Source organism: Pedobacter zeae (assembly GCF_014196715.1).
In the GTDB taxonomy this organism is placed as follows: Bacteria; Bacteroidota; Bacteroidia; order Sphingobacteriales; family Sphingobacteriaceae; genus Pedobacter; species Pedobacter zeae.
Genome location: NZ_JACIEF010000003.1, coordinates 992,063 through 1,011,216 on the forward strand (window position 1 = coordinate 992,063; position 19,154 = coordinate 1,011,216).

At 40.6% G+C, this 19,154-nt stretch carries 18 protein-coding genes; 5 read left to right on the plus strand and 13 right to left on the minus strand.

What is annotated here, in order from left to right; genetic code table 11:
* Positions 1-78 precede the first annotated feature (78 nt).
* Positions 79-327, plus strand: a complete 249-nt coding sequence (locus GGQ60_RS17325) for a hypothetical protein (protein WP_183766699.1) — start codon at positions 79-81, stop codon at positions 325-327.
* A 48-nt stretch (positions 328-375) separates the two neighbouring features.
* Here the strand turns inward: GGQ60_RS17325 and GGQ60_RS17330 are convergent, their stop codons facing one another.
* The 5 genes from GGQ60_RS17330 to ffh all read right to left on the minus strand — a co-directional run bounded on the left by GGQ60_RS17330 (position 376) and on the right by ffh (position 5,608).
* Entirely contained in the window at positions 376-1,056 is a 681-nt protein-coding gene (locus GGQ60_RS17330) for a type 1 glutamine amidotransferase domain-containing protein (RefSeq protein WP_183766701.1), read from the minus strand.
* Positions 1,057-1,141: 85 nt separating this feature from the next.
* On the minus strand, positions 1,142-1,711 hold the full coding sequence (locus GGQ60_RS17335; RefSeq protein WP_183766703.1) for a Crp/Fnr family transcriptional regulator: 570 nt from the start codon (positions 1,709-1,711) through the stop codon (positions 1,142-1,144).
* Positions 1,712-1,822: 111 nt separating this feature from the next.
* Entirely contained in the window at positions 1,823-2,197 is a 375-nt protein-coding gene (locus tag GGQ60_RS17340; protein WP_183766705.1) for a hypothetical protein, read from the minus strand.
* Between the two features lie 257 nt (positions 2,198-2,454).
* Positions 2,455-3,993 carry a YifB family Mg chelatase-like AAA ATPase gene (locus GGQ60_RS17345; RefSeq protein WP_183766706.1) on the minus strand — a complete coding sequence of 513 codons (1,539 nt, stop codon included), beginning with the start codon at positions 3,991-3,993 and terminating at the stop codon, positions 2,455-2,457.
* Positions 3,994-4,267: 274 nt separating this feature from the next.
* Positions 4,268-5,608 carry a signal recognition particle protein gene (ffh, locus tag GGQ60_RS17350; protein ID WP_183766708.1) on the minus strand — a complete coding sequence of 447 codons (1,341 nt, stop codon included), beginning with the start codon at positions 5,606-5,608 and terminating at the stop codon, positions 4,268-4,270.
* A gap of 308 nt (positions 5,609-5,916) precedes the next feature.
* Here ffh and GGQ60_RS17355 point away from each other — a divergent pair, with 308 nt between their 5' ends.
* Positions 5,917-8,244: an outer membrane beta-barrel family protein gene (locus GGQ60_RS17355; RefSeq protein WP_183766710.1), complete on the plus strand. Its 2,328-nt coding sequence runs from the start codon at positions 5,917-5,919 to the stop codon at positions 8,242-8,244.
* 114 nt (positions 8,245-8,358) lie between these two features.
* A complete protein-coding gene (locus GGQ60_RS17360; protein ID WP_183766712.1) occupies positions 8,359-10,779 on the plus strand; it encodes a DUF5916 domain-containing protein in 2,421 nt (806 codons plus the stop codon).
* 68 nt (positions 10,780-10,847) lie between these two features.
* Here GGQ60_RS17360 and GGQ60_RS17365 read toward each other — a convergent pair whose 3' ends face one another.
* A complete protein-coding gene (locus GGQ60_RS17365; protein WP_183766714.1) occupies positions 10,848-11,834 on the minus strand; it encodes a helix-turn-helix domain-containing protein in 987 nt (328 codons plus the stop codon).
* A 96-nt stretch (positions 11,835-11,930) separates the two neighbouring features.
* On the opposite strand from GGQ60_RS17365, the gene GGQ60_RS17370 reads away from it, so the two are divergent.
* Positions 11,931-12,665, plus strand: a complete 735-nt coding sequence (locus GGQ60_RS17370) for a ferredoxin reductase domain-containing protein (protein WP_183766716.1) — start codon at positions 11,931-11,933, stop codon at positions 12,663-12,665.
* Between the two features lie 61 nt (positions 12,666-12,726).
* On the opposite strand, the gene GGQ60_RS17375 is transcribed toward GGQ60_RS17370, so the two are convergent.
* The 7 genes from GGQ60_RS17375 to ruvX form a co-directional block, all read right to left on the minus strand.
* On the minus strand, positions 12,727-13,734 hold the full coding sequence (locus GGQ60_RS17375) for a DUF3078 domain-containing protein (protein WP_183766718.1): 1,008 nt from the start codon (positions 13,732-13,734) through the stop codon (positions 12,727-12,729).
* Between the two features lie 93 nt (positions 13,735-13,827).
* Positions 13,828-14,151 carry a hypothetical protein gene (locus GGQ60_RS17380; RefSeq protein ID WP_229685141.1) on the minus strand — a complete coding sequence of 108 codons (324 nt, stop codon included), beginning with the start codon at positions 14,149-14,151 and terminating at the stop codon, positions 13,828-13,830.
* Positions 14,148-14,831, minus strand: a complete 684-nt coding sequence (locus tag GGQ60_RS17385) for a hypothetical protein (protein ID WP_311635511.1) — start codon at positions 14,829-14,831, stop codon at positions 14,148-14,150. The genes GGQ60_RS17380 and GGQ60_RS17385 overlap by 4 nt, the downstream gene beginning before the upstream one ends.
* A 117-nt stretch (positions 14,832-14,948) precedes the next feature.
* Entirely contained in the window at positions 14,949-15,791 is an 843-nt protein-coding gene (locus tag GGQ60_RS17390) for a glucosaminidase domain-containing protein (RefSeq protein ID WP_183766722.1), read from the minus strand.
* A gap of 82 nt (positions 15,792-15,873) precedes the next feature.
* Positions 15,874-16,548 carry a glucosaminidase domain and LysM peptidoglycan-binding domain-containing protein gene (locus GGQ60_RS17395; protein ID WP_183766727.1) on the minus strand — a complete coding sequence of 225 codons (675 nt, stop codon included), beginning with the start codon at positions 16,546-16,548 and terminating at the stop codon, positions 15,874-15,876.
* Between the two features lie 82 nt (positions 16,549-16,630).
* Entirely contained in the window at positions 16,631-17,266 is a 636-nt protein-coding gene (locus tag GGQ60_RS17400) for an O-methyltransferase (RefSeq protein WP_183766729.1), read from the minus strand.
* A gap of 7 nt (positions 17,267-17,273) precedes the next feature.
* Positions 17,274-17,690: a Holliday junction resolvase RuvX gene (ruvX, locus tag GGQ60_RS17405; protein ID WP_183766731.1), complete on the minus strand. Its 417-nt coding sequence runs from the start codon at positions 17,688-17,690 to the stop codon at positions 17,274-17,276.
* Between the two features lie 315 nt (positions 17,691-18,005).
* Here ruvX and GGQ60_RS17410 point away from each other — a divergent pair, with 315 nt between their 5' ends.
* Positions 18,006-19,154 (plus strand): DNA polymerase III subunit, encoded by a 1,149-nt coding sequence (locus GGQ60_RS17410; protein ID WP_183766733.1) that lies wholly within the window; start codon positions 18,006-18,008, stop codon positions 19,152-19,154.

Consider the following 19,154-nt stretch of genomic DNA (forward strand, 5'->3'; position numbering starts at 1 on the left):
TAATTTTTTAATTAGGTTTGATTCACTGACCAAATTATACTCGGCAAAAGATTTTTATCTTTGCAAAAAATATCAGCTATGCAAGAACCTTTTGATGTACAAATCGGGCCGGTAAATTATTCAGTATTTCCTGAAGGAAATCAAACTTATACAATCTTTAAAGAGGGTAAAGAATATATGCAGATCCAAAAGGATACTTCATCGATCTGGTTAAAGATGGACTATAAAACCGAGCTTCCGATTTTTGAGGAAGATGAAGAGGTAAATGCAGTGGGACAGGCCATTGAAAACTATGTACCTGAAGAGGATGATGAAGAAGAGTTATAAAAATACACCATACAGGCTTGCTTAGTGAGCCTGTATGGGATATTAAATTTATGCAAGAAGTTTTGAAAGTTCTTCTGCAACTTTTTCTGATGAGGCCGGGTTTTGTCCGGTGATTAACAAACCATCTACTACCGCATAAGGATTCCAATCTGCTGTTTTGCTGTAGTTCCCGCCGTTTTTAACCAGCATATCTTCTACAAGGAAAGGCACTACTGAAGTTAATTGAACCGCGTCTTCTTCGGTATTGGTAAAACCAGTTACATTTTTTCCTTTTACCAGGTACTCGCCATTTATTTTAACATCTTTTAATACACCCGGTGCATGACATACAAATGCCACCGGTTTATTGGCGGTATAAAAGGCTGTAATGAGCTGTTGAGAGGTTGTGCTTTCAGCTAAATCCCATAGTGGGCCATGTCCACCCGGATAAAATACTGCATCGTAATCATCCATTTTTACGTTAGCCAAAGGGAGGGTATGCTTTAACTTATCTAATAGAACAGTATCCTTGTCCATTCTTTGCGTGCTATCGGTTTGGAATGCAGGATCTTCACTTTTTGGATCAATTGGCGGCTGACCGCCTTTTGGCGATGCTAATATAATATCAATACCTTTATCAGTTAAGGCATAATAAGGTGCGGCTAATTCTTCTGACCAAAATCCTGTTTTTAAACCTGTGTTTCCTAATTCGTCGTGGCTCGTAAGCACGAATAAAACTTTCTTATTCATATCTTTTATGCTAAGTGTACCACAAAATTAAGCCTATGTTTTTTGGAGACAAAGGACTTCAATCACAGATTTCATGTGCGCCAAATCACACTTTTGTGGCAAGCCGGCTCAGTGTTTCTCTCGAAATACCCAGATAAGCAGCAAGTATTGTTTTAGAAGCGCGTTGCATAAGTTGCGGGTATTGCTGTGCCAGTTGTTCGAAACGCTCTTTGGGACTAGTGCTGAGCAGCGATAAAATTCTTTGTTGCAGGGCTACATAACCAAAATTGCCTTTTACACGGAAAAAGTGCTCCATCTTATGGCTTTCTCGGCATAATTTATCTAAATTTTCTTTCGAAATATAAAGCAACTCGGAATTTTCGAGACAGGAGATATTGGTAATGGATTTAACATTCGCATAAAAGGCCCGAAAATCTGAAAGCCACCAGTTTTCCATGGCAAACTGGATAATGTATTCTTTACCATTGGCATCAGTAAATGCCGCTTTTAACAAGCCCTTAACCACGAAATAGATGTTGTGTACAAATTCATCTTCCTGGATAAGGTATTGATGTTTTTTGAGGGTTTTAGATTTGAAATGTGAAGCTATATGTTCAAACTCCTGATCGGTAAGGGAAATGATTTCTTCGAGGTGTGTTTTTAGTTCGAAACTCATGCTATAAATTTAGCTAAATAGCATTAAACCCGTTTAATTTTTTGCCTGTACCGAAACAAGGATAAAAAACAAAGGCCCGATTATCAATCGAGCCTTTGTTTTTTTGAAGTATTACCTGGTACAATTTGCCGTCCAAGTTTGCCCGTCTTTTGAAACCAGCATTTTAAGTGTGCTGGCATCAATAGTGATTCCTGTTACACCTGAGCCGACACTTACATAAGTATTATCGCCCGATTTTTCGAACTTTACACCTGTAATATCCGGAATGTTGTTGCCAAAGTAAAAATTATAGGTTTCGCCCACTTTACTTACAGTTACTTTACCGTCGGTGCTCGTAATGGTCGATTCGCCATTGCGGTATGAAACGGAGCCTTTATAGGTGCCTACAAAGAAATCCCTGTCGGCAGGATCTGTATCCTTTTTACACGAAACCATCACGGTTAATGCTATTAAAAGCATGCTTAAAATTTGAACTGTCTTTTTCATCTCTTTCACTTTTTTAGTTTTAAATAGGTAATTAATGTAACACGTCTATGACAATGACTGTGCCAAAGGGGAACCGGTAGAAGCGAAAAGCGATGCCGAAAAACTTTTTGTGATGGCTTTAATTATCTGTTAATTAGATGGTTATTTGATGTTTAAAAATAATTTCAATTATTTTGGGAACAGGAAGAATACTTTAGTTTTTCCCGAAAGAATTGGTAATTAATGGACAGTTTTAAAATATTTAAATCTTTTAATAATTACCCCGCCCAACCGTCCCTGTCTAAGCTTCTATAATTAATGGATTCGGCCAGGTGTTCGAGTTCTACATTTTCGCTTCCGGCCAGATCGGCAATGGTACGGGCCACTTTTAAAATCCTGTCGTAAGCGCGGGCAGATAAACCCAGGCGTTCCATCGCCGTTTTTAAGAGCATAATCCCATCCTCGCTGATCTCGCATACTTTCCGTACCATTTTGGTGCTCATCTGTGCATTGTAGTGCAGCTTGGGCTTATCCGCAAAGCGCTTATCCTGTATTTCTCGGGCTTTAATTACGCGGCTCCTGATGGTATCGCTTTTTTCAGCATCGACTGACGAAGCGAGCGAAGTAAAATTAACAGGAGTAACCTCTACATGCAGGTCGATACGGTCTAACAGGGGCCCTGATATTTTACTCAGGTATTTTTGAACCACCCCCGGGGCACACACACAATCCTTTTCGGGATGGTTGTAAAAACCACAGGGACAAGGGTTCATTGAAGCGACCAACATGAAACTGGCGGGATATTCTACAGAGAACCTTGCCCGCGCAATGGCCACCTTACGGTCTTCCAGTGGCTGGCGCATTACTTCTAAAACCGTACGCTTAAATTCTGGCAGTTCATCTAAAAACAGCACTCCATTATGGGCAAGTGAGATTTCGCCAGGCTGTGGGTTTATCCCTCCACCTACCAAAGCTACATCGCTTATGGTATGGTGTGGAGAACGGTAAGGCCTTGAGTTCATTAACGAATCGGCGGCAGATAGCTTGCCGGCAACAGAATGAATTTTGGTGGTTTCGAGTGCTTCGCTTAAATTTAATGGCGGCAAAATGGTAGGTAAACGTTTGGCGAGCATGGTTTTGCCTGCTCCCGGTGGACCAATCAGTATAACATTATGTCCTCCTGCTGCTGCAATTTCGAGTGCACGTTTTATATTTTCCTGTCCCTTAACATCAGCAAAATCGTGTTCATAACTATTGATGTTTTTTAAGAATTCCGCTTTCGTATCCACTTTCACCTGTTCCAAATTTTCGTGCTGATTAAAAAATGCCGCTACCTGGGCAAGATTTTCTACACCATAAGCCCGCAGGCCATCTACAATGGCGGCTTCTCGTACATTCTGCTTGGGCAGGATAAAGCCTTCAAAACCATCTTGTTGGGCTTGTATGGCAATCGGTAAAGCTCCTTTAATGGGCTGAATACTGCCATCGAGGGAGAGCTCGCCCATAATAAAATATTTTTCGAGTTCCTCGCAGGGGATCTGCCCTGAAGCCGCTAAGATGCCAATGGCAATGGGCAGGTCGTACGAAGACCCCTCTTTTTTAATGTCAGCAGGGGCTAAATTGACTACTATTTTTTGCTTTGGCATGCGAAAACCAGAAACAGTAATCGCGCTGGCTACCCGTTGTAAACTTTCTTTTACTGCATTGTCCGGTAAGCCCACCATATAATATTTGGTGCCGGCACTGATATTCACTTCGATGGTTATGGTTAGTGCATTTACGCCATAAACAGCACTCCCGTATGTTTTTACAAGCATTGATTTTTAATTAAAATAAATTTGGATGTAAATTATTCGGGATGAATATTGATTACTAATATAAAAATTGTTTAGGTAAAGGTCAAGTTTTAGCCTCATTAGTTATAACTGAGGTGGTTTCACTCATACTCTATTGGCCACCAAATACCGATTCCTGCTTATCGGCAACAAAGCCAGAACCCTCAAACAAAAAATCCCAACCATTACTGATTGGGATTTTTATTTTTATGAGAAATAAGGCTCTATAGCCCTGGCTTTTACCTTAAACCTTGGGCTACCTCTTGCCAAATGGCATTTTAGGCATACCTTTCATCATGGCTGCTGCGGCCGCAGGGTTAGAAAACTGTTTCATCATTTTACGCATATCTTCGAACTGTTTAATCAGCTTGGTTACTTCCTCTACCTTGCTGCCCGAACCTTTCGCAATACGTAAACGGCGGCTTTGCTGGATGGCATCCGGGTTTTCTTTTTCAAAAGGCGTCATCGAATTGATAATGGCTTCGATCGATTTAAAGGCATCATCCTGGATATCCACATTTTTCATCATTTTACCCACACCCGGTATCATGCCCATCAAATCTTTCATGTTACCCATTTTCTTGATCTGTTGGATCTGGTTGTAGAAATCGTTGAAGTCGAATTTGTTTTTACGGATTTTTTTCTGAAGTTCTGCCGCTTCTTTCTCATCAAACTGCATTTGTGCACGTTCAACAAGCGAAACCACGTCGCCCATACCCAAAATACGCGAAGCCATACGGTCAGGATAAAACACATCAAGTGCTTCCATTTTCTCGCCTGTACCAATAAATTTAATCGGTTTGTTTACTACCGATTTAATTGAAAGGGCTGCACCACCGCGTGTATCGCCATCTAATTTGGTTAAAACTACACCGGTAAAGTCTAACCTGTCGTTAAATACCTTTGCTGTATTTACCGCATCTTGCCCGGTCATTGAATCTACTACGAATAAAATTTCATGCGGATTGGTTTTTGCCTTCACTTCCGAAATTTCGTTCATCAATGATTCATCGATCGCTAAACGACCCGCGGTATCGATAATGATTACATTATTTCCGTTTTGTTTACCATGTGCAATACCCTCCAGTGCAATACCCACCGGATCGTTTGATGCGCGGTTAGCATAAACAGAAACACCAACTGTAGTACCTAAAACCTCTAACTGATCAACAGCAGCAGGGCGGTACATATCGCCGGCAACCAATAAAGGTTTTTTACCTTTGCCTTTTAAATACAGGGCAAGTTTACCTGCAAATGTGGTTTTACCCGCACCGTTTAAACCTGCAATTAAAATAATGGTTGGATTGGCCTTTGTATCTAATTCAGTAGCTTCGCCGCCCATTAAGGCTGCTAGCTCATCGTTCATGATTTTGGTAAGCAACTGGCCTGGCGAAACTGCTGTAAGTACATTTTGCCCTAATGCTTTTTGTCTTACTTCGTCAGTAAATGCTTTTGCTGTTTTATAGTTAACGTCGGCATCCAATAAGGCTTTGCGAATCTCCTTCATGGTTTCAGCCACGTTGATTTCCGTAATGCTGCCTTGTCCTTTTAATACTTTAAACGCCCTGTCTAGCTTGTCCTGTAAATTATCAAACATCTTTTTTTAAGCTAAAAGCTTCATGCCAAAAAAGCAAAAAGCTACTTGTTTTTAATAAAAGGCAAATGTATCAAATTTTGCTTGTAAATCGCTGCACCCCAAAGTCAAAAATCTTTTTTTGAAAATGAGCGGTTTGGTTTTCACAGGGGCTGTATTTCGGCCATCTGTTTCAATCTTTTCTGCCTCCACAAGACCGCTTAATTTGAGAGCAATGCAACATTCACTTTGAAAGGTTGTCCCTTATTTAAACCGAACATATACAAATGAAAATAATTTTGAATACTTCCTTGTGCCTTATTTTAATGTTAATGACGTTATTAACACGGGCCCAAACCTTTAAGGTTAGCGGTAAAGTTATAGAAAACAATAAACAAAAAGGCCTGGATTATGCATCGGTAACACTGCTTCAGCTGCCTGATTCGGCTGTCATAGGCACCCGGTACAGCAATCAGCAGGGAATATTTGAATTTCAAAGCATCAAACCAGGGAAATACACTGTTTTGGCCTCTTATTTAGGCTACGAAAGCGCAAAATCCGCAAGTTTTGAGATTGTTTATGCCGATTTTATGGTACCTGCCTTAATATTGAGCAGCAGCGCTGGCAGGCTCAAGGAGGTAACTATAAAAGGAAGCAGGCCATTACTGGAAAGGAAGATAGACAGAATAGTTTTTAACCTCGAAAATTCAATCGCGGCAAAAGGTACCGATCTTACCCAGGCCCTGGCATTAACGCCTATGGTGCGGGTTGACGAGAGTGGAATTTCCCTTATAGGAAAAGGTGGTGTGGCGGTAATGATCAACGAGCGCATGATACAGCTTCGTGGTAACGACCTGATTAATTACCTTAAATCGCTGAGATCAGACGATATTGAAAAAATAGAGGTAATTACCACGCCCCCTGCTAAATACGAGGCCCAAGGCAACAGCGGACTGATTAACATTGTGGTTAAAAGCAATCCAAACCTGGGCTGGAGCGGCAATTTTAGTCCTTCGTTTGTGCAAAATACCTATTCCTCTTATGCCAATAACCTTAACCTTAATTATCAATCTCAAAAACTGAGCAGCTCTGTGAAGCTGAGGCAATACCACCGTTTATCACATATTGAAGAGCAGACCAATAACCTTGGTGTAAATTCTATTTTGAGCAGCGATCCGAGGAAAACCATTTCCGATGGCGTGGGTGTAAATTTGAGCCTGGATTATAAGGCAGGCAAAAAGGCAAACCTGGGCCTGATTTACGATCTGGGCAAAACCAGCTCAGATATGAATATTGACAATGTAACGGTTTACCAGACCAAGGGCTTGACCGATTCGGTGCTTCGTACGGTTTCGCACAATGAAAACCCCAACCTGAATCAGACACTTAGTCTTTATTACGACCAGAAGCTGGATAGTTTAGGAAAAAAACTGAGCACGGGTTTCAACTTTTTTGCAACACAGCCAGAAATTACCAATAACTTTCAAACCAGCTCAGATCAAACCGGCCAAACCTACCGTGTGCGGAATTTTAATGCTATTAAGAACAATGTATGGTCGGCACAGGCAGATTTGGCATTGCCCTACAAGTGGGCATCGATTGAAACAGGCTTAAAGTTTATTAATTTTGATAATAATGCGGAGATGGCTTATGCCAATTTTATTCAGAATGTATTCCAGGTAGATCCTTTAAAAAGCAATCAGTTCGAGTACAACGAAAAAAACATGGCTGGTTATATCAGCCTGGAAAAAGACCTGAGCAAAAAATGGACTGCAAAAGCCGGACTACGCTATGAATATACCTGGCTTGATGGCTATTCTCCAACCATAGATTTGCGAAGTCAGTCTGAATATGGCAAACTTTTTCCCACAATTTATCTTAGTTATAAACCAAACCCCAAAAACACTTTTTCTATCAACTATTCAAAGCGGATCAACAGGCCAAGTTTAAGGGCCATTAATCCGGCCAAATTTTACTCTAATCCATACACCTACTATACGGGAAATCCATTTTTAAAACCCTCTTATAATCATAATATAGAATTATCGTACTTGAGGGGCAATTTGTCTTTTACTGCTTATGGTCAAAAACTGGTTAACGGATATGGTTATGTTGTAGAGGTTAAAGATGCCTTTAAGATCGTAAATGCATACAATTACCTTACCCAATATAATGTGGGATTAACGGTAAGCCTCAACCAAAAAATCTTTCCTTGGTGGGAAAACAGCAGTTACGCCTCTTACAGCTTTTCAACCGCTGAGTCGGTCCTCACCCAGGTACTAACACAAAGCGGATCGGCCTTCTTTTACAGCACCAATAATACGTTTAAAACCAGCAGGCAAACGTCGGCCTTCGTTAATTTCAGGCAGTCTTTATCTTCCAGACAGGGCAATATGTACTACGAAGGCCGGTATGTGCTTTCGGGAGGTGCAAGGGTTACGTTTGCCGAAGATAAATTTCAGGTCAATGCTTCTGTCAACGATATTTTGAAAGGCGATTTAGAGCGGAACAGGTTGTACTTTGCCGGTGCGGTTCAATATGGCAGCACCTATTATGATACCCGTTCGTTTAATCTAAATTTCACCTACACTTTTGGCAAATCGAAAGTGAAGGGCAGCCAAAAACAGGTTAATTTTAGAGAAACGCAAAGAGCCAATTAACGAGCTCATTAATAATACATACGGTATAAACCCGACAGTCCTATCAATTAAATTTTTTCTCTTGGTGCAACATTTTATTGTAGATACAGTCTTATAGGTAATCAACCTAAACAAATGAAACGCTGTATCCTCTTTTTTTTCATATTTATTTGTGCTTTTTCTCAAGCTCAGGATATTTCAAAACAAAAACAGCTGGATGCTAAAAGAACATCAAAAACGCCCAGGATTGATGGCGTTTTAGATGATGAATGCTGGATCAATGTTCCCATTGCGACTGATTTTATTCAGATCAGGCCAAATCCCGGCAAGGTAGAAACCAAAGACCGCCGTACCGAAATGAAGGTGCTTTATGATGACGTTGCCATTTATGTTTACGCCCGAATGTACGATCATCCCGACAGTGTTTTGCACGAGCTGGTTTCGAGGGATGATATAGGTAATGCCGATTTTATCTCCATTATTGTTGATCCTTTTTACGATAAAATGAACGGGAACGGCTTTTTTGTTACAGCTGCAGGTGTGCAATTTGACGCCAAATACTCGCAGGTGGGTGATGAAGATCCGAACTGGAATGCGGTATGGGAAAGTGCAGTTAAACTAGACGATCAGGGCTGGACCTGTGAAATGAAAATCCCCTATTCGGCTTTACGTTTTTCGGGCAAAGATGTGCAAAACTGGGGGTTGAACTTTAGCCGCAGGATACAGCGCAGCAACACACAGACTTTTTGGAATTTTGTTGATCCTAAAGTAAATGGCTTTATCAACCAGGAAGGGCTCTGGGTGGGGATAAAAGACATTAAACCGCCCTTAAGGTTGTCTTTTTCGCCCTATATTTCAGGATATATCAATCATTATCCCGTTAACTTGCCGGGGGTAAAAAACACCACCTCGAGGTTTAATGGCGGTATGGATGTGAAGTATGGGATCAACAACAGCTTCACCCTCGACATGACTTTAGTACCCGATTTTGGCCAGGTGCAATCCGATAACCGGATCCTTAACCTTACCCCTTTTGAGGTAAAGTTTAACGAAAACCGTCAGTTTTTTACCGAAGGAACAGAGCTTTTCAATAAGGGAGACCTGTTTTATTCTAAACGTATCGGTTCCATTCCATCTTATTACGATTACAGCGGGGTGGGTAACGATAAAATTATAAAAGATCAGAAAGAGGCCAAGGTATTAAATGCCACTAAAATTTCGGGGCGGACGGCAAAAGGCCTGGGCATTGGGATTTTTAATGCGGTTACCAATAGCATGGAAACTGAAGTGGAAGATGCGCAGGGCAATACCCGCCTGATAGAAACCCAACCGCTTACCAATTACAACATCCTGGTTTTCGATCAATCGTTAAAAAACAACAGTTCGGCTACTTTTATTAATACCAATGTATTAAGGCAAGGGAGTGCCTACGATGCCAATGTAAGTGCGTTGCTTTTTAATTTAAATAACAAAAGCAATAGATACTTTGTAAATGGAGGTGCTAAAATGAGCTATTTACGAGGCGAAGAAACCAGCACAGGGTATAGCTATACCTTTCGGTTTGGAAAACAGAGCGGCAATTTTACATGGAGTTATAACCAGGTATATGCCGATAACAAATTCGATCCGTCTGATTTGGGATTTTTTACCAATAACAATTTTTTAGATCAGCGCATTGGCTTTGGGTACAATATATACAAACCCGGTAAATGGTATAACCAGTTCGAAAGCTGGCTTAATTTAACCTATTCGCGCAGGGCAATTCCGGCGGCTTACCAGAAAATCGGCCTTAATGGTGGTTATTGGGTCCGGTTTAAAAATCTATGGTCGGCAGAGCTGGATGTAAGCTGGGATAGAAAAAGCAACGACTTTTATGAAGCGCGGAACGGGCAGCTTTACCACACTCCCGAAAATTATGGCATAAGCTTGTATATTAACCCTAACCGGGCCAAAGCCTATAATTTTGGCGGAAATATCCGCTTTTTTGAACAGCAGCTTTTTAAAGGAAAAATGTATAATTTTTACTTTTTTCAAAACCTGAGGCTGAATGATAAAGTGGCGTTTGGACTGGATTTAAACTTTAATCCCAGTTACAATTACGTAAACTGGGTAACAGCGCAGGGCGATAAGGCCATCTTTTCTAAATACGACCGCCAGACGGTTGAAAACTCTTTCGATGCGAAATATACTTTTACCAATTTAATGGGGGTTACGGTAGTTTTGCGGCATTATTGGAGCGACAGAAGGAACAAAGAATTTTTTATACTTAAACCTGATGGCAATTTAACGGATTATGCCGGGCTGCCGTTAAACGGACTGGATAGAAATTACAATGTATTCAATATCGATTTAATTTATACCTGGCAGTTTGCCCCGGGAAGCACACTTTCTGTTTCTTACAAGGATGCTGCAGAAACCTATGATACCTTTTATACACAACGTTATGGTAAAAACCTGGGTAATATTTTAAATTCTCCGCAAAATAACAGCCTTTCGGTTAAGGTTCTGTATTATGTAGATTATCTGGACCTTAAGAAAAAAAGAAAGAAGAGTTAAACCATAGACTTTAACAAGCATTCTGTGACTAAAGACTAAGGACTTTGGATTCCAAACGCTCAATTAACTTACCGCGCTTTGCCCGGGCTTATCCCAAATTTTTTGCTAAAAGCAGTACTGAAATGTTGTACCGAAGAATAACCGAGCTCATCTGAAATGCTTTTGATGTCTTTACTGTTGTCTGCTAATAATTCTTTGGCTTTCATGAGTTTATAATCGCTTAAATAGCCAAAAACAGTATTTTTAAACACTTCCTTAAAGCCATGCTTTAGTTTAAACTCGTTTATGCCGGCCGTTTTTGCCAGTTCGGCTAAAGATGGCGGATGGTTTGCATTGGCCAGCAGGTATTCTCGGGCGTAATGGATTCTTTCCTTATCGTAAGCCCTAAGCACAGGACGCTCCGTTTTTTTTGCAGCTTCTTCAAAAGCCTGGGCCTGCAGGGCCAGTAATTCCAGGCATTTAGACTGAAGAAACAATAATTTTAAGCCACCTGTAAAATGACAGTTCATAATATCATTAATGCAGCTGTGCATGGCCAGGGTTATGGGCAGGTTCTCTGATGAAATTTCTACCGAACGGCCATTCATAATATTTTCTGCAAAACTCTTTAACAGCATGCTGCTTTCGCTTGTTAAATCAATAAAACGTGACCTTTCGAAATTTATCTCAAAAAATTTGTGCTGATTCCGGGTATCAAATTCGGCCGTCCCGTCAAAGTCGGGGCTGTAAATAATGTTATGCTGGTTGGCTTTAATATCCAGGCGTTTATTGGTGAGGTAGTTTTCCATAATGCCACCGCCGGTAAGCGAGAAGTGTAGCTCTACCATATCAGGTTCATCAAAAGATTTAACGCGAAGGCGGCTTTGTCTTACCATCACATCGCCATAAACAATATAAATCCCCGAAAAAGCGATCTGTACAATCTCTGCATCGCCAAAAGGGAAACTGTATTTTTCCCTCCTTTCGGTTACCATTGGCTGATTAAACTGAGAAATGTCGAACTTACTTCCTACAACATAGTATTTATTATCGCTATCGTAAATGTTTAAGGCCATAAAATCCTTTTGATATAAACTTTAATCCTTTTGATATAAAAAGACCGGTTTATTAGACAATTAATTTTGTTCAAAGTTACTAAACAAAAGAATACGATGCCTAAATCACCTTCATGGCTGAACAATACAACGGAAACCGAAGTCAGCAATAAAACATTTCATGTAGAAGTTGCAGAAATCAAAATGTTAAGCAGCAACTTAAAGTGCGTTACCTTTAAAGGCGATTTTTTTGATGCCGGATTTATACCGGGAAACGTGGTGCTTTTTAAGGTAAGCGCCAACGATTACCGCCATTATACTTTATCGGCTTTTGATCAGGAAAAAGATACCTGCAAGGTTATTTTTTATTTAAACCAGCAGGGCCCGGGTTATAATTTTGCGGTTAATATCCAAAATGGCGATCGTTTGGAACTGATAGCCGATTGTGCCAGGGTAAAATATAACGAAGCGTCTAATCAACATTTTTTCTTTGGCGATGAAACCAGCATGGGGCTGTACGAATCGTTAGGGAAAAAAGCAGTTGATGAGGAAGTAGAGTATTTTGGTATATTGGAATTGCAGGAAGAAAATTTTGATTCGGTTAATCACCTCAACCTGTTAATTGATGTGGTGCCGTCAGATTTGAGTGCTCCCGCAAAAAATGCCATCACCTGGATGGACAATATGCACCCCCTCTGCTGGAACATGTGGCAAAATGCGACCTTTTACCTCACCGGAAGATCAAAATCGGTACAGCAGTTTAAAAAATACCTTAAACAACGAGGGGTACGTTTTAGCCAATTGGTTACTATGCCATACTGGGAACTTGGTAAGGTTGGCGGTGGAGCTTAAAATTACAGGACGAAATAGTTGAAGATAACCGTTTGTACCATAATCGTTTTGTTATCTTCAACTACCTTGGGAAGGTAAAAGCGAAACCCAGCGCCAGGGTTTGATTGGCCTGTATTTTATTCGTATCCATATCGGTATCGAACAACAATACACCGGTTAAGCTGGTATTCATAAAGCGGTTGATTTTTGCCGTTAGTGCAATATCCAGCCTGTGGTCAATTTTACTAGGCTTAAAATCTTCATAAGGTATAAACATGGCATACCTCGCTTTTAGGTTGGTATTGGTAAAAATATCTTTATCAATTGCACTTACAATCTGAAAAGCCAGTTCATTTTTGATTTTTTTGCCTTTGTCTACCGCGTATGCTTGAGTTTTACCTTTTTCGTAAACTGCAGTATCGAGTACAAAGGTCTGCCTGGCGGTACCTGTACCAATTCGAGTAGAGAAGTACTTAACAGGTTTATACTCAAAACCGATTGATTCAGTTAAGTAACCCGGGGCCATAAATTTGGAAATCAGAACCTGCTGTTCGTCCCCGTTTCCATCTCTGTAATACCTGAAACCTTTGTCAAATTGCGATTCGAAACTTACTGATCCAAAGAAGAACCAACTTTTCGACAATTGAAAAGAGCCCTTGTTATCCCAAAAAATACGGTCGTTGGTTTTCTTTTGCAGCTGGTCTTTGTTTTTGATTTTTCCATACTGTAAAACCACTTCGCTAATATAACTATAACTGTTTTTGCTATACTCTGCCTTCCAGTTAACCAAACCGCCAACGGCTACCGAGTTGGTACCCCCGCCCTTCCAGTTATTGCTAAACTGTGCCTGGTTAATATTTACGCCGATACTGGTTTTGGTTTTCCAGTAATTGATTTTTGCATTAACTACCAAAGGTTTGATTTTTACCGGCTCAAAGTTTAACGGGCCCTGCCTGCTTGGCAGCGGACTGCGTTTTAACTTAATGTTCATGTTTTTGGTATTGATCGGAATAGTATCAATCTCCTGTGCATGTAATTGGTTAGAGCAGAAAGTTAGAATCAGGATGATGGCAGCTAAACAGTTCTTCATTGTTACAAAGAAAAAGAAAAATTTTAGAGATAAAAAGCATTTAACAAAATGATTGGCAGATTGACAATAGAAATGGTGCTGAAAATAATGCCGTTAGATCTTTGCAATCCACCCATACCAATGTCCGGTTCTGAGGTAATCAAGATCGGTTTCATGATCGTAGGCTTCTTTTTCGAAAATAATATTGCGATAGGCCCTATTATGGTTGCGGTATTTAAAAAGATTAATGAGGTAGTTAAAAAAATAGAAGATGTAAAAGGGGAAAACAAGTAGTTCTAACTGCTGGCGCAGGTGAATTTTTTCGTGGTTAATCATTTCCATATCTTTTTTAAACCTTTCTGATTTTAGCAATATAAAAGGAAATATGGCCATGCCGGCCGCCGGAAGTTTTTTAATGATGATAATTGGCGCCCTCACAGTTTATCGATGGTTATTTTGGGCAGTTTAGGTAATTGCAGTGCCTTCGGGTTTAACTTGTAACTTTTATAAGCATTCCGGATAAACTGGTTGAAAGAATAATCTGTTGCATCGAGCACAAACTGGTAGGTTGGACGGTACTGCTGCATAAAATCGGTCAGTTCATCACCTTGTATGCCCAATACCTGCCGCACCAGGTTGGCGTTGAAACGGTAATCGATCAGATCTTCGCGGTAATCTTTTTCGAGGATTTTTTGCAGGTGGCGTGCATTTCTTCCCTGTCGGCTCAACAGGTTGTAAATGGCATCGATACCCAAGCCTACCCCACCATTGCCGAGGTTTAATAAATCTTTGCTACTGCCTTTCATGGTTTGATAACGGTATTCCTGCACATTTTTTTCGTAGAGCTGCTGCGGGGTTAACCTTTTCTGCTGGATTACCACATCCCGCAACCTGATCCCTAATGTTTTTAACTGAAAGTACATGGCGGTTTGCCCCTTAAACACCATCGTATCTACCCCATAGCCCGATAAAGCGGCAACCAAAGTATCGCCCGGAATGGCAAAGGTGCTAAACTCTCCTTTTGTATTGTTGTATAAACCATCGCCGGTGCGAATGTTGTAAATGTAAACCTTGGCCAGGCGTTGTTTGGTTTCTTTTTCAATAACAATTCCCTGCACAGGTTTTGTTTGTGCGTATAACAGCTTAGAGAGCCCTGTAAGAAGAATAAAGGTGAAAAAAAATCTCATCAGGTTACAAAACTACAAATATCTGGCAGGCAATGTTTGTACTTAACATTATTTAACCTTAAGTACCTGGCCTAATTTAATCCCATCTGTAGTTATTCCATTCAGCATTTTTAACTGATCAACGGTTAAGTTAAAACGTTTTGAAATATTATACAAGGTATCGCCCTTAACTACCGTATAGGTGCCGTCAGGAACAATTGGTTTTGCACCAGGGGGAGGTGTATCAACCGGTGTAAATTTTGCTTTTTCCTGTGGAATATTTTGATTGATCTCTGTAAAAACCCTGTCTTCTCTTGCAATTTTCTGTTTTTCACTTTCAGGTTGATCGTATTGATAAAGCTGGTATTTCTCGATGGTATTGATCAGCAGGTCGGGATATTTAGGATTAGTGGCATAGCCGGCTGTTTTTAAGCCCTGCGCCCAACTTTTATAATCGTTTTTATCCAGCTGGAAAAGAAAACTGTAGCGTTTGCGTTTTAGAAAATCGGAATGATCCCTGAACGATTCGCGGGCATCTTTATAAACCCTGAAACAATCGTTTTTTTGGTCATCGTCACGGAAATAGTTTTTTCCTTTCCAATCTGATGTACACTTAATGCCAAAGTGGTTATTGGCATACTTAGCCAGATCGCTGTTGCCACTGCCCGACTCCAAAATCCCCTGCGCCAGCGTAATGCTGGCGGGTATGCCATAGACATTCATTTCTTCTATTGCTACGCCTTTAAATTCGTCGATATAACTTAAAGTATTATAACTTTTGTAACTATTGTTGTTTGCTTTATTGGCTTCTTTTTCAATCTGTTTATTGTTTCTCGAAAATTTTCTGGTGCCACATGAGCTTAAAAAAACAAGGGTAGCTGCAATTAGAAGGTAATAATGGGTTGAACGCATATGGGGTTAATTGTTAATCGGTTAATTGTGAACTGAATAAGGTTAATTGTAAAATTCTGCTTTGGGCTCATAAATGCAAGACTCAAAACTTCAACTTTTGTCCTGGTTTTAAATTTGCTTTTTTAATGCCGTTTTTCTGCATCAGTTTTTTAACCGTAGTACCTTTCTTTTTGGCAATGGTACTGAGGTTATCTCCAGGTTTTACCGTATAAGTTTTGGTTGTTCTTTTGCTCCTGCTATGGCGACTTACCGGTGAGGCGTAGACAGGTTCTTCATAACCTTCCGGCCTTTCGTCATATTGGTAAAGCTCATATTTTTTGATCAGTCCGATTACCTGGTTTGCCCAGGTTCTGCTACGGGCATAACCACAGCTTCTGATGCCGTAAGCCCAACCCTTATAATCGTATTGATCATATTTTTTAAAAAGATTGTTGAAAGGTTCGCGGGTTTCCATGATTTCGACAAAATGACTGTAAGACTCGTCGGCATTTAAATAATCGCGATATGAAGAACGGATTTCTGCACTGTTGTTGGGCCCTTTTACCCCGAAATGGTTGTTAAGGTGTTGTGCAATTTTACTGTTTCCAGAAGCCGATTCGTGTATGGCAACCGCTAAGATAATACTCGCCGGAATTTTGTGGTCGCGCATTAAACCCTGTGCATATTCTACATGTTCTGCAATATATTCGTCTGTATCTTGGGCTTTAACAGCAATTCCTGTTAAAAGGAACAGACAAAAAGTTAAGATTTTCTTCATAATTTTTTGGTTAATAGACCCATGGTTTAATGGTTGATAGCCTTGGCTTATAAGGCTATCAACCATTAACTATATGCCATCATCAGTTCTTCCTGATCACAAACAAACCATCGCGAACAGGTAATATTAATTTCTCAACCCGTTCATCTGCAGCGATTTTATCATTAAAACTAGTAATATTTCTAGTGTCTTTATCCTGTTTCTCCTGAAGTACTTTTCCACTCCATAATACGTTATCCACAACGATTATTCCTCCAGGGCGAACACGTTCAAAAATAAGATCGTAATAGGTACCGTTGTTTTTCTTATCGGCATCGATAAAAACGAGGTCGAAAACATCGTCCAAATCATTTAAAGTGATGCTGGCATCACCCAAGATGTACTTAATCTGATCGTTGTAGGCTGATTTCGCGAAATTGCTGCGCACCATATCCTCCAATTCCACATTAATGTCTAGTGTGTATAAAATTCCGTCGGGGGTTAAGCCTTCGGCCAGGCAAAGGGTAGCATAACCGGTAAAAGTGCCGATTTCTAAAATCCTTTTAGGCGAAACCATTTTACTCAGCAGGCTAAGTACCCGGCCCTGATAATGGCCGGAAAGCATGCGGGGCATTAAAACTTTCAGGTTGGTTTCGCGGTCGATATGCTGCAGCAGTTCACTTTCAGGCTCGCAATAGGTTAGCAGTAAATCTTGTAAATCGTCGTTTATCAGGCTCATTTGTTGGTTATAAACGGTTACTTTCCATAAAATATTGTAAAATGATGGTCGCGGCAATGGTATCTACCCTTTCTTTGTCCCGCCGGTCGTGCTTTTTCAGGCCGCTTTGCATAATGGCCTCATGTGCCATTTTGGAGGTAAAGCGCTCATCAACCCAATGCCGTGGAATATCGGGGAACGATTTCTTTAAAAGCGTGGCAAAACCTTTTACATGTTGTGCCGAATCAGAAGGTGTGCCGTCCATTTGTTTGGGATCGCCAATAACAAAAGCGTCAACCTGCTCTTTAAGCAGGTATTTTTTGAGGTACTCGATCACATCTTTGGGGTGCACGGTATCCAAACCGGTTGCAATAATCTGCAAAGGATCTGTTACCGCCATGCCGATGCGTTTGGTACCGTAATCAAAAGCTAAAATCCTGGCCATAAATGTAAGCGTTGGGTGTTTGGCGTAAAGCGCTGCCCCATCTTTAAATTTTAAAAGTTCAAAGGTAAGGTTTTTTAGGAAATGGATTTTGAGGCAAAAAGGCCTCCTCAGCGCTTATCTAAACCCTATTGCAGCGGCATCCCCAAATTTCAATTTGGGATATAGCGGAAAGAGGGACCGAACCGGACAAAAGCGTAACCGGAGCCTGTTTTTCTAAAAAACAAAATGTCTTTTTAATCTAAAAAATGCAGCTTCTGAAACAAGTTCAGAATGACGAGGCTGCGAATCTCATATCTATTTCTTATTTTGCACCAAATGCAGTTTAAAGAAATCATAGGACAGGAAAGAGTGAAGCAACAATTGGTGCAAACGGTTAAGGAAAACCGCATTAGCCATGCGCAGTTATTTTTATCGCCTGCCGGTTCCGGTGCTTTACCGCTGGCTATTGCCTATGCACAGTATATCAATTGCCTGGACAGGGGAGAAAAGGATAGTTGCGGGGAGTGCTCAAGCTGTAGAAAATATGAGCGGTTAATTCATCCCGATCTGCATTTTTCCTATCCTTTCTTTGCTTCTGCCAATGTGAAAACTGCAGTTGATGTGCTGGATGAATGGCGCAACATGGTATTGGGTGATCCTTATTTCGATATGGATATCTGGCGTTCCAAACTCGATGCAGCCAATAAACAGGCCAATATTAACATTGCCGAGTGCCACGATATTATTAAAAAACTAAGTTTTAAAGCTTTCGAGGCCGGAACCAAGGTTTTAATTATGTGGCTGCCCGAATATTTGGACAAAGCCGGCAATGCGCTGTTGAAATTAATCGAAGAACCCCCTGCCCATACCTTATTTATTTTAATTGCCCAAAGCCAGGATCAGATTTTAAACACCATCTTATCCAGGACACAGATTGTGAAGATCCCAAAACTCTCAGCAGAAGAGGTGACGGGATTTTTATTAAACAACAGTGGGTTAACAGAAAACCAGGCCATCGATTATTCGTTTCTGGCCGATGGAAATTTAATCGAAGCAAAAGCTTTGGCAGCCGATACACAGAGTGATAGTTCGGGTACGTTTACAGCCTGGTTAAGAATGGGATTTGGCAATAAAGTGCCCGATCTGATCGAGTTTACCGATGAGGTAGCGAAATGGGGGAGAGAAAACCAAAAGAATTTTTTAAAATATGGCGTAAATTATTTACGCGAATGCTGCTTAATTTTAAGTGGCGCGGAAGAACTGGTGAAATTACCCCCTCTTACCTTCGAAACAGCGAAAAAACTGAGTACCCACGTACTTACATTGCCCATGGCAGAGGCCATAATCGGCGAACTGGAAAGAGCACATTACCACATTGAAAGAAACGCAAACCCAAAAATTCTGTTTTTAGATGTATCTTTACAATTGGTAAAAATTATCAAGTTTAAAACGCTCCCTGCGGGGACTCAATATATATATAATTAA

What these genes read in the sequence shown, in the direction of transcription:
- GGQ60_RS17325 (WP_183766699.1), top strand. Translation starts at nt 79, where the DNA reads ATGCAAGAACCTTTTGATGTACAAATCGGGCCGGTAAATTATTCAGTA.
- GGQ60_RS17330 (WP_183766701.1), bottom strand. Translation starts at nt 1,056, where the DNA reads ATGAATAAGAAAGTTTTATTCGTGCTTACGAGCCACGACGAATTAGGA.
- GGQ60_RS17335 (WP_183766703.1), bottom strand. Translation starts at nt 1,711, where the DNA reads ATGAGTTTCGAACTAAAAACACACCTCGAAGAAATCATTTCCCTTACC.
- GGQ60_RS17340 (WP_183766705.1), bottom strand. Translation starts at nt 2,197, where the DNA reads ATGAAAAAGACAGTTCAAATTTTAAGCATGCTTTTAATAGCATTAACC.
- GGQ60_RS17345 (WP_183766706.1), bottom strand. Translation starts at nt 3,993, where the DNA reads ATGCTTGTAAAAACATACGGGAGTGCTGTTTATGGCGTAAATGCACTA.
- ffh (WP_183766708.1), bottom strand. Translation starts at nt 5,608, where the DNA reads ATGTTTGATAATTTACAGGACAAGCTAGACAGGGCGTTTAAAGTATTA.
- GGQ60_RS17355 (WP_183766710.1), top strand. Translation starts at nt 5,917, where the DNA reads ATGACGTTATTAACACGGGCCCAAACCTTTAAGGTTAGCGGTAAAGTT.
- GGQ60_RS17360 (WP_183766712.1), top strand. Translation starts at nt 8,359, where the DNA reads ATGAAACGCTGTATCCTCTTTTTTTTCATATTTATTTGTGCTTTTTCT.
- GGQ60_RS17365 (WP_183766714.1), bottom strand. Translation starts at nt 11,834, where the DNA reads ATGGCCTTAAACATTTACGATAGCGATAATAAATACTATGTTGTAGGA.
- GGQ60_RS17370 (WP_183766716.1), top strand. Translation starts at nt 11,931, where the DNA reads ATGCCTAAATCACCTTCATGGCTGAACAATACAACGGAAACCGAAGTC.
- GGQ60_RS17375 (WP_183766718.1), bottom strand. Translation starts at nt 13,734, where the DNA reads ATGAAGAACTGTTTAGCTGCCATCATCCTGATTCTAACTTTCTGCTCT.
- GGQ60_RS17390 (WP_183766722.1), bottom strand. Translation starts at nt 15,791, where the DNA reads ATGCGTTCAACCCATTATTACCTTCTAATTGCAGCTACCCTTGTTTTT.
- GGQ60_RS17395 (WP_183766727.1), bottom strand. Translation starts at nt 16,548, where the DNA reads ATGAAGAAAATCTTAACTTTTTGTCTGTTCCTTTTAACAGGAATTGCT.
- GGQ60_RS17400 (WP_183766729.1), bottom strand. Translation starts at nt 17,266, where the DNA reads ATGAGCCTGATAAACGACGATTTACAAGATTTACTGCTAACCTATTGC.
- ruvX (WP_183766731.1), bottom strand. Translation starts at nt 17,690, where the DNA reads ATGGCCAGGATTTTAGCTTTTGATTACGGTACCAAACGCATCGGCATG.
- GGQ60_RS17410 (WP_183766733.1), top strand. Translation starts at nt 18,006, where the DNA reads ATGCAGTTTAAAGAAATCATAGGACAGGAAAGAGTGAAGCAACAATTG.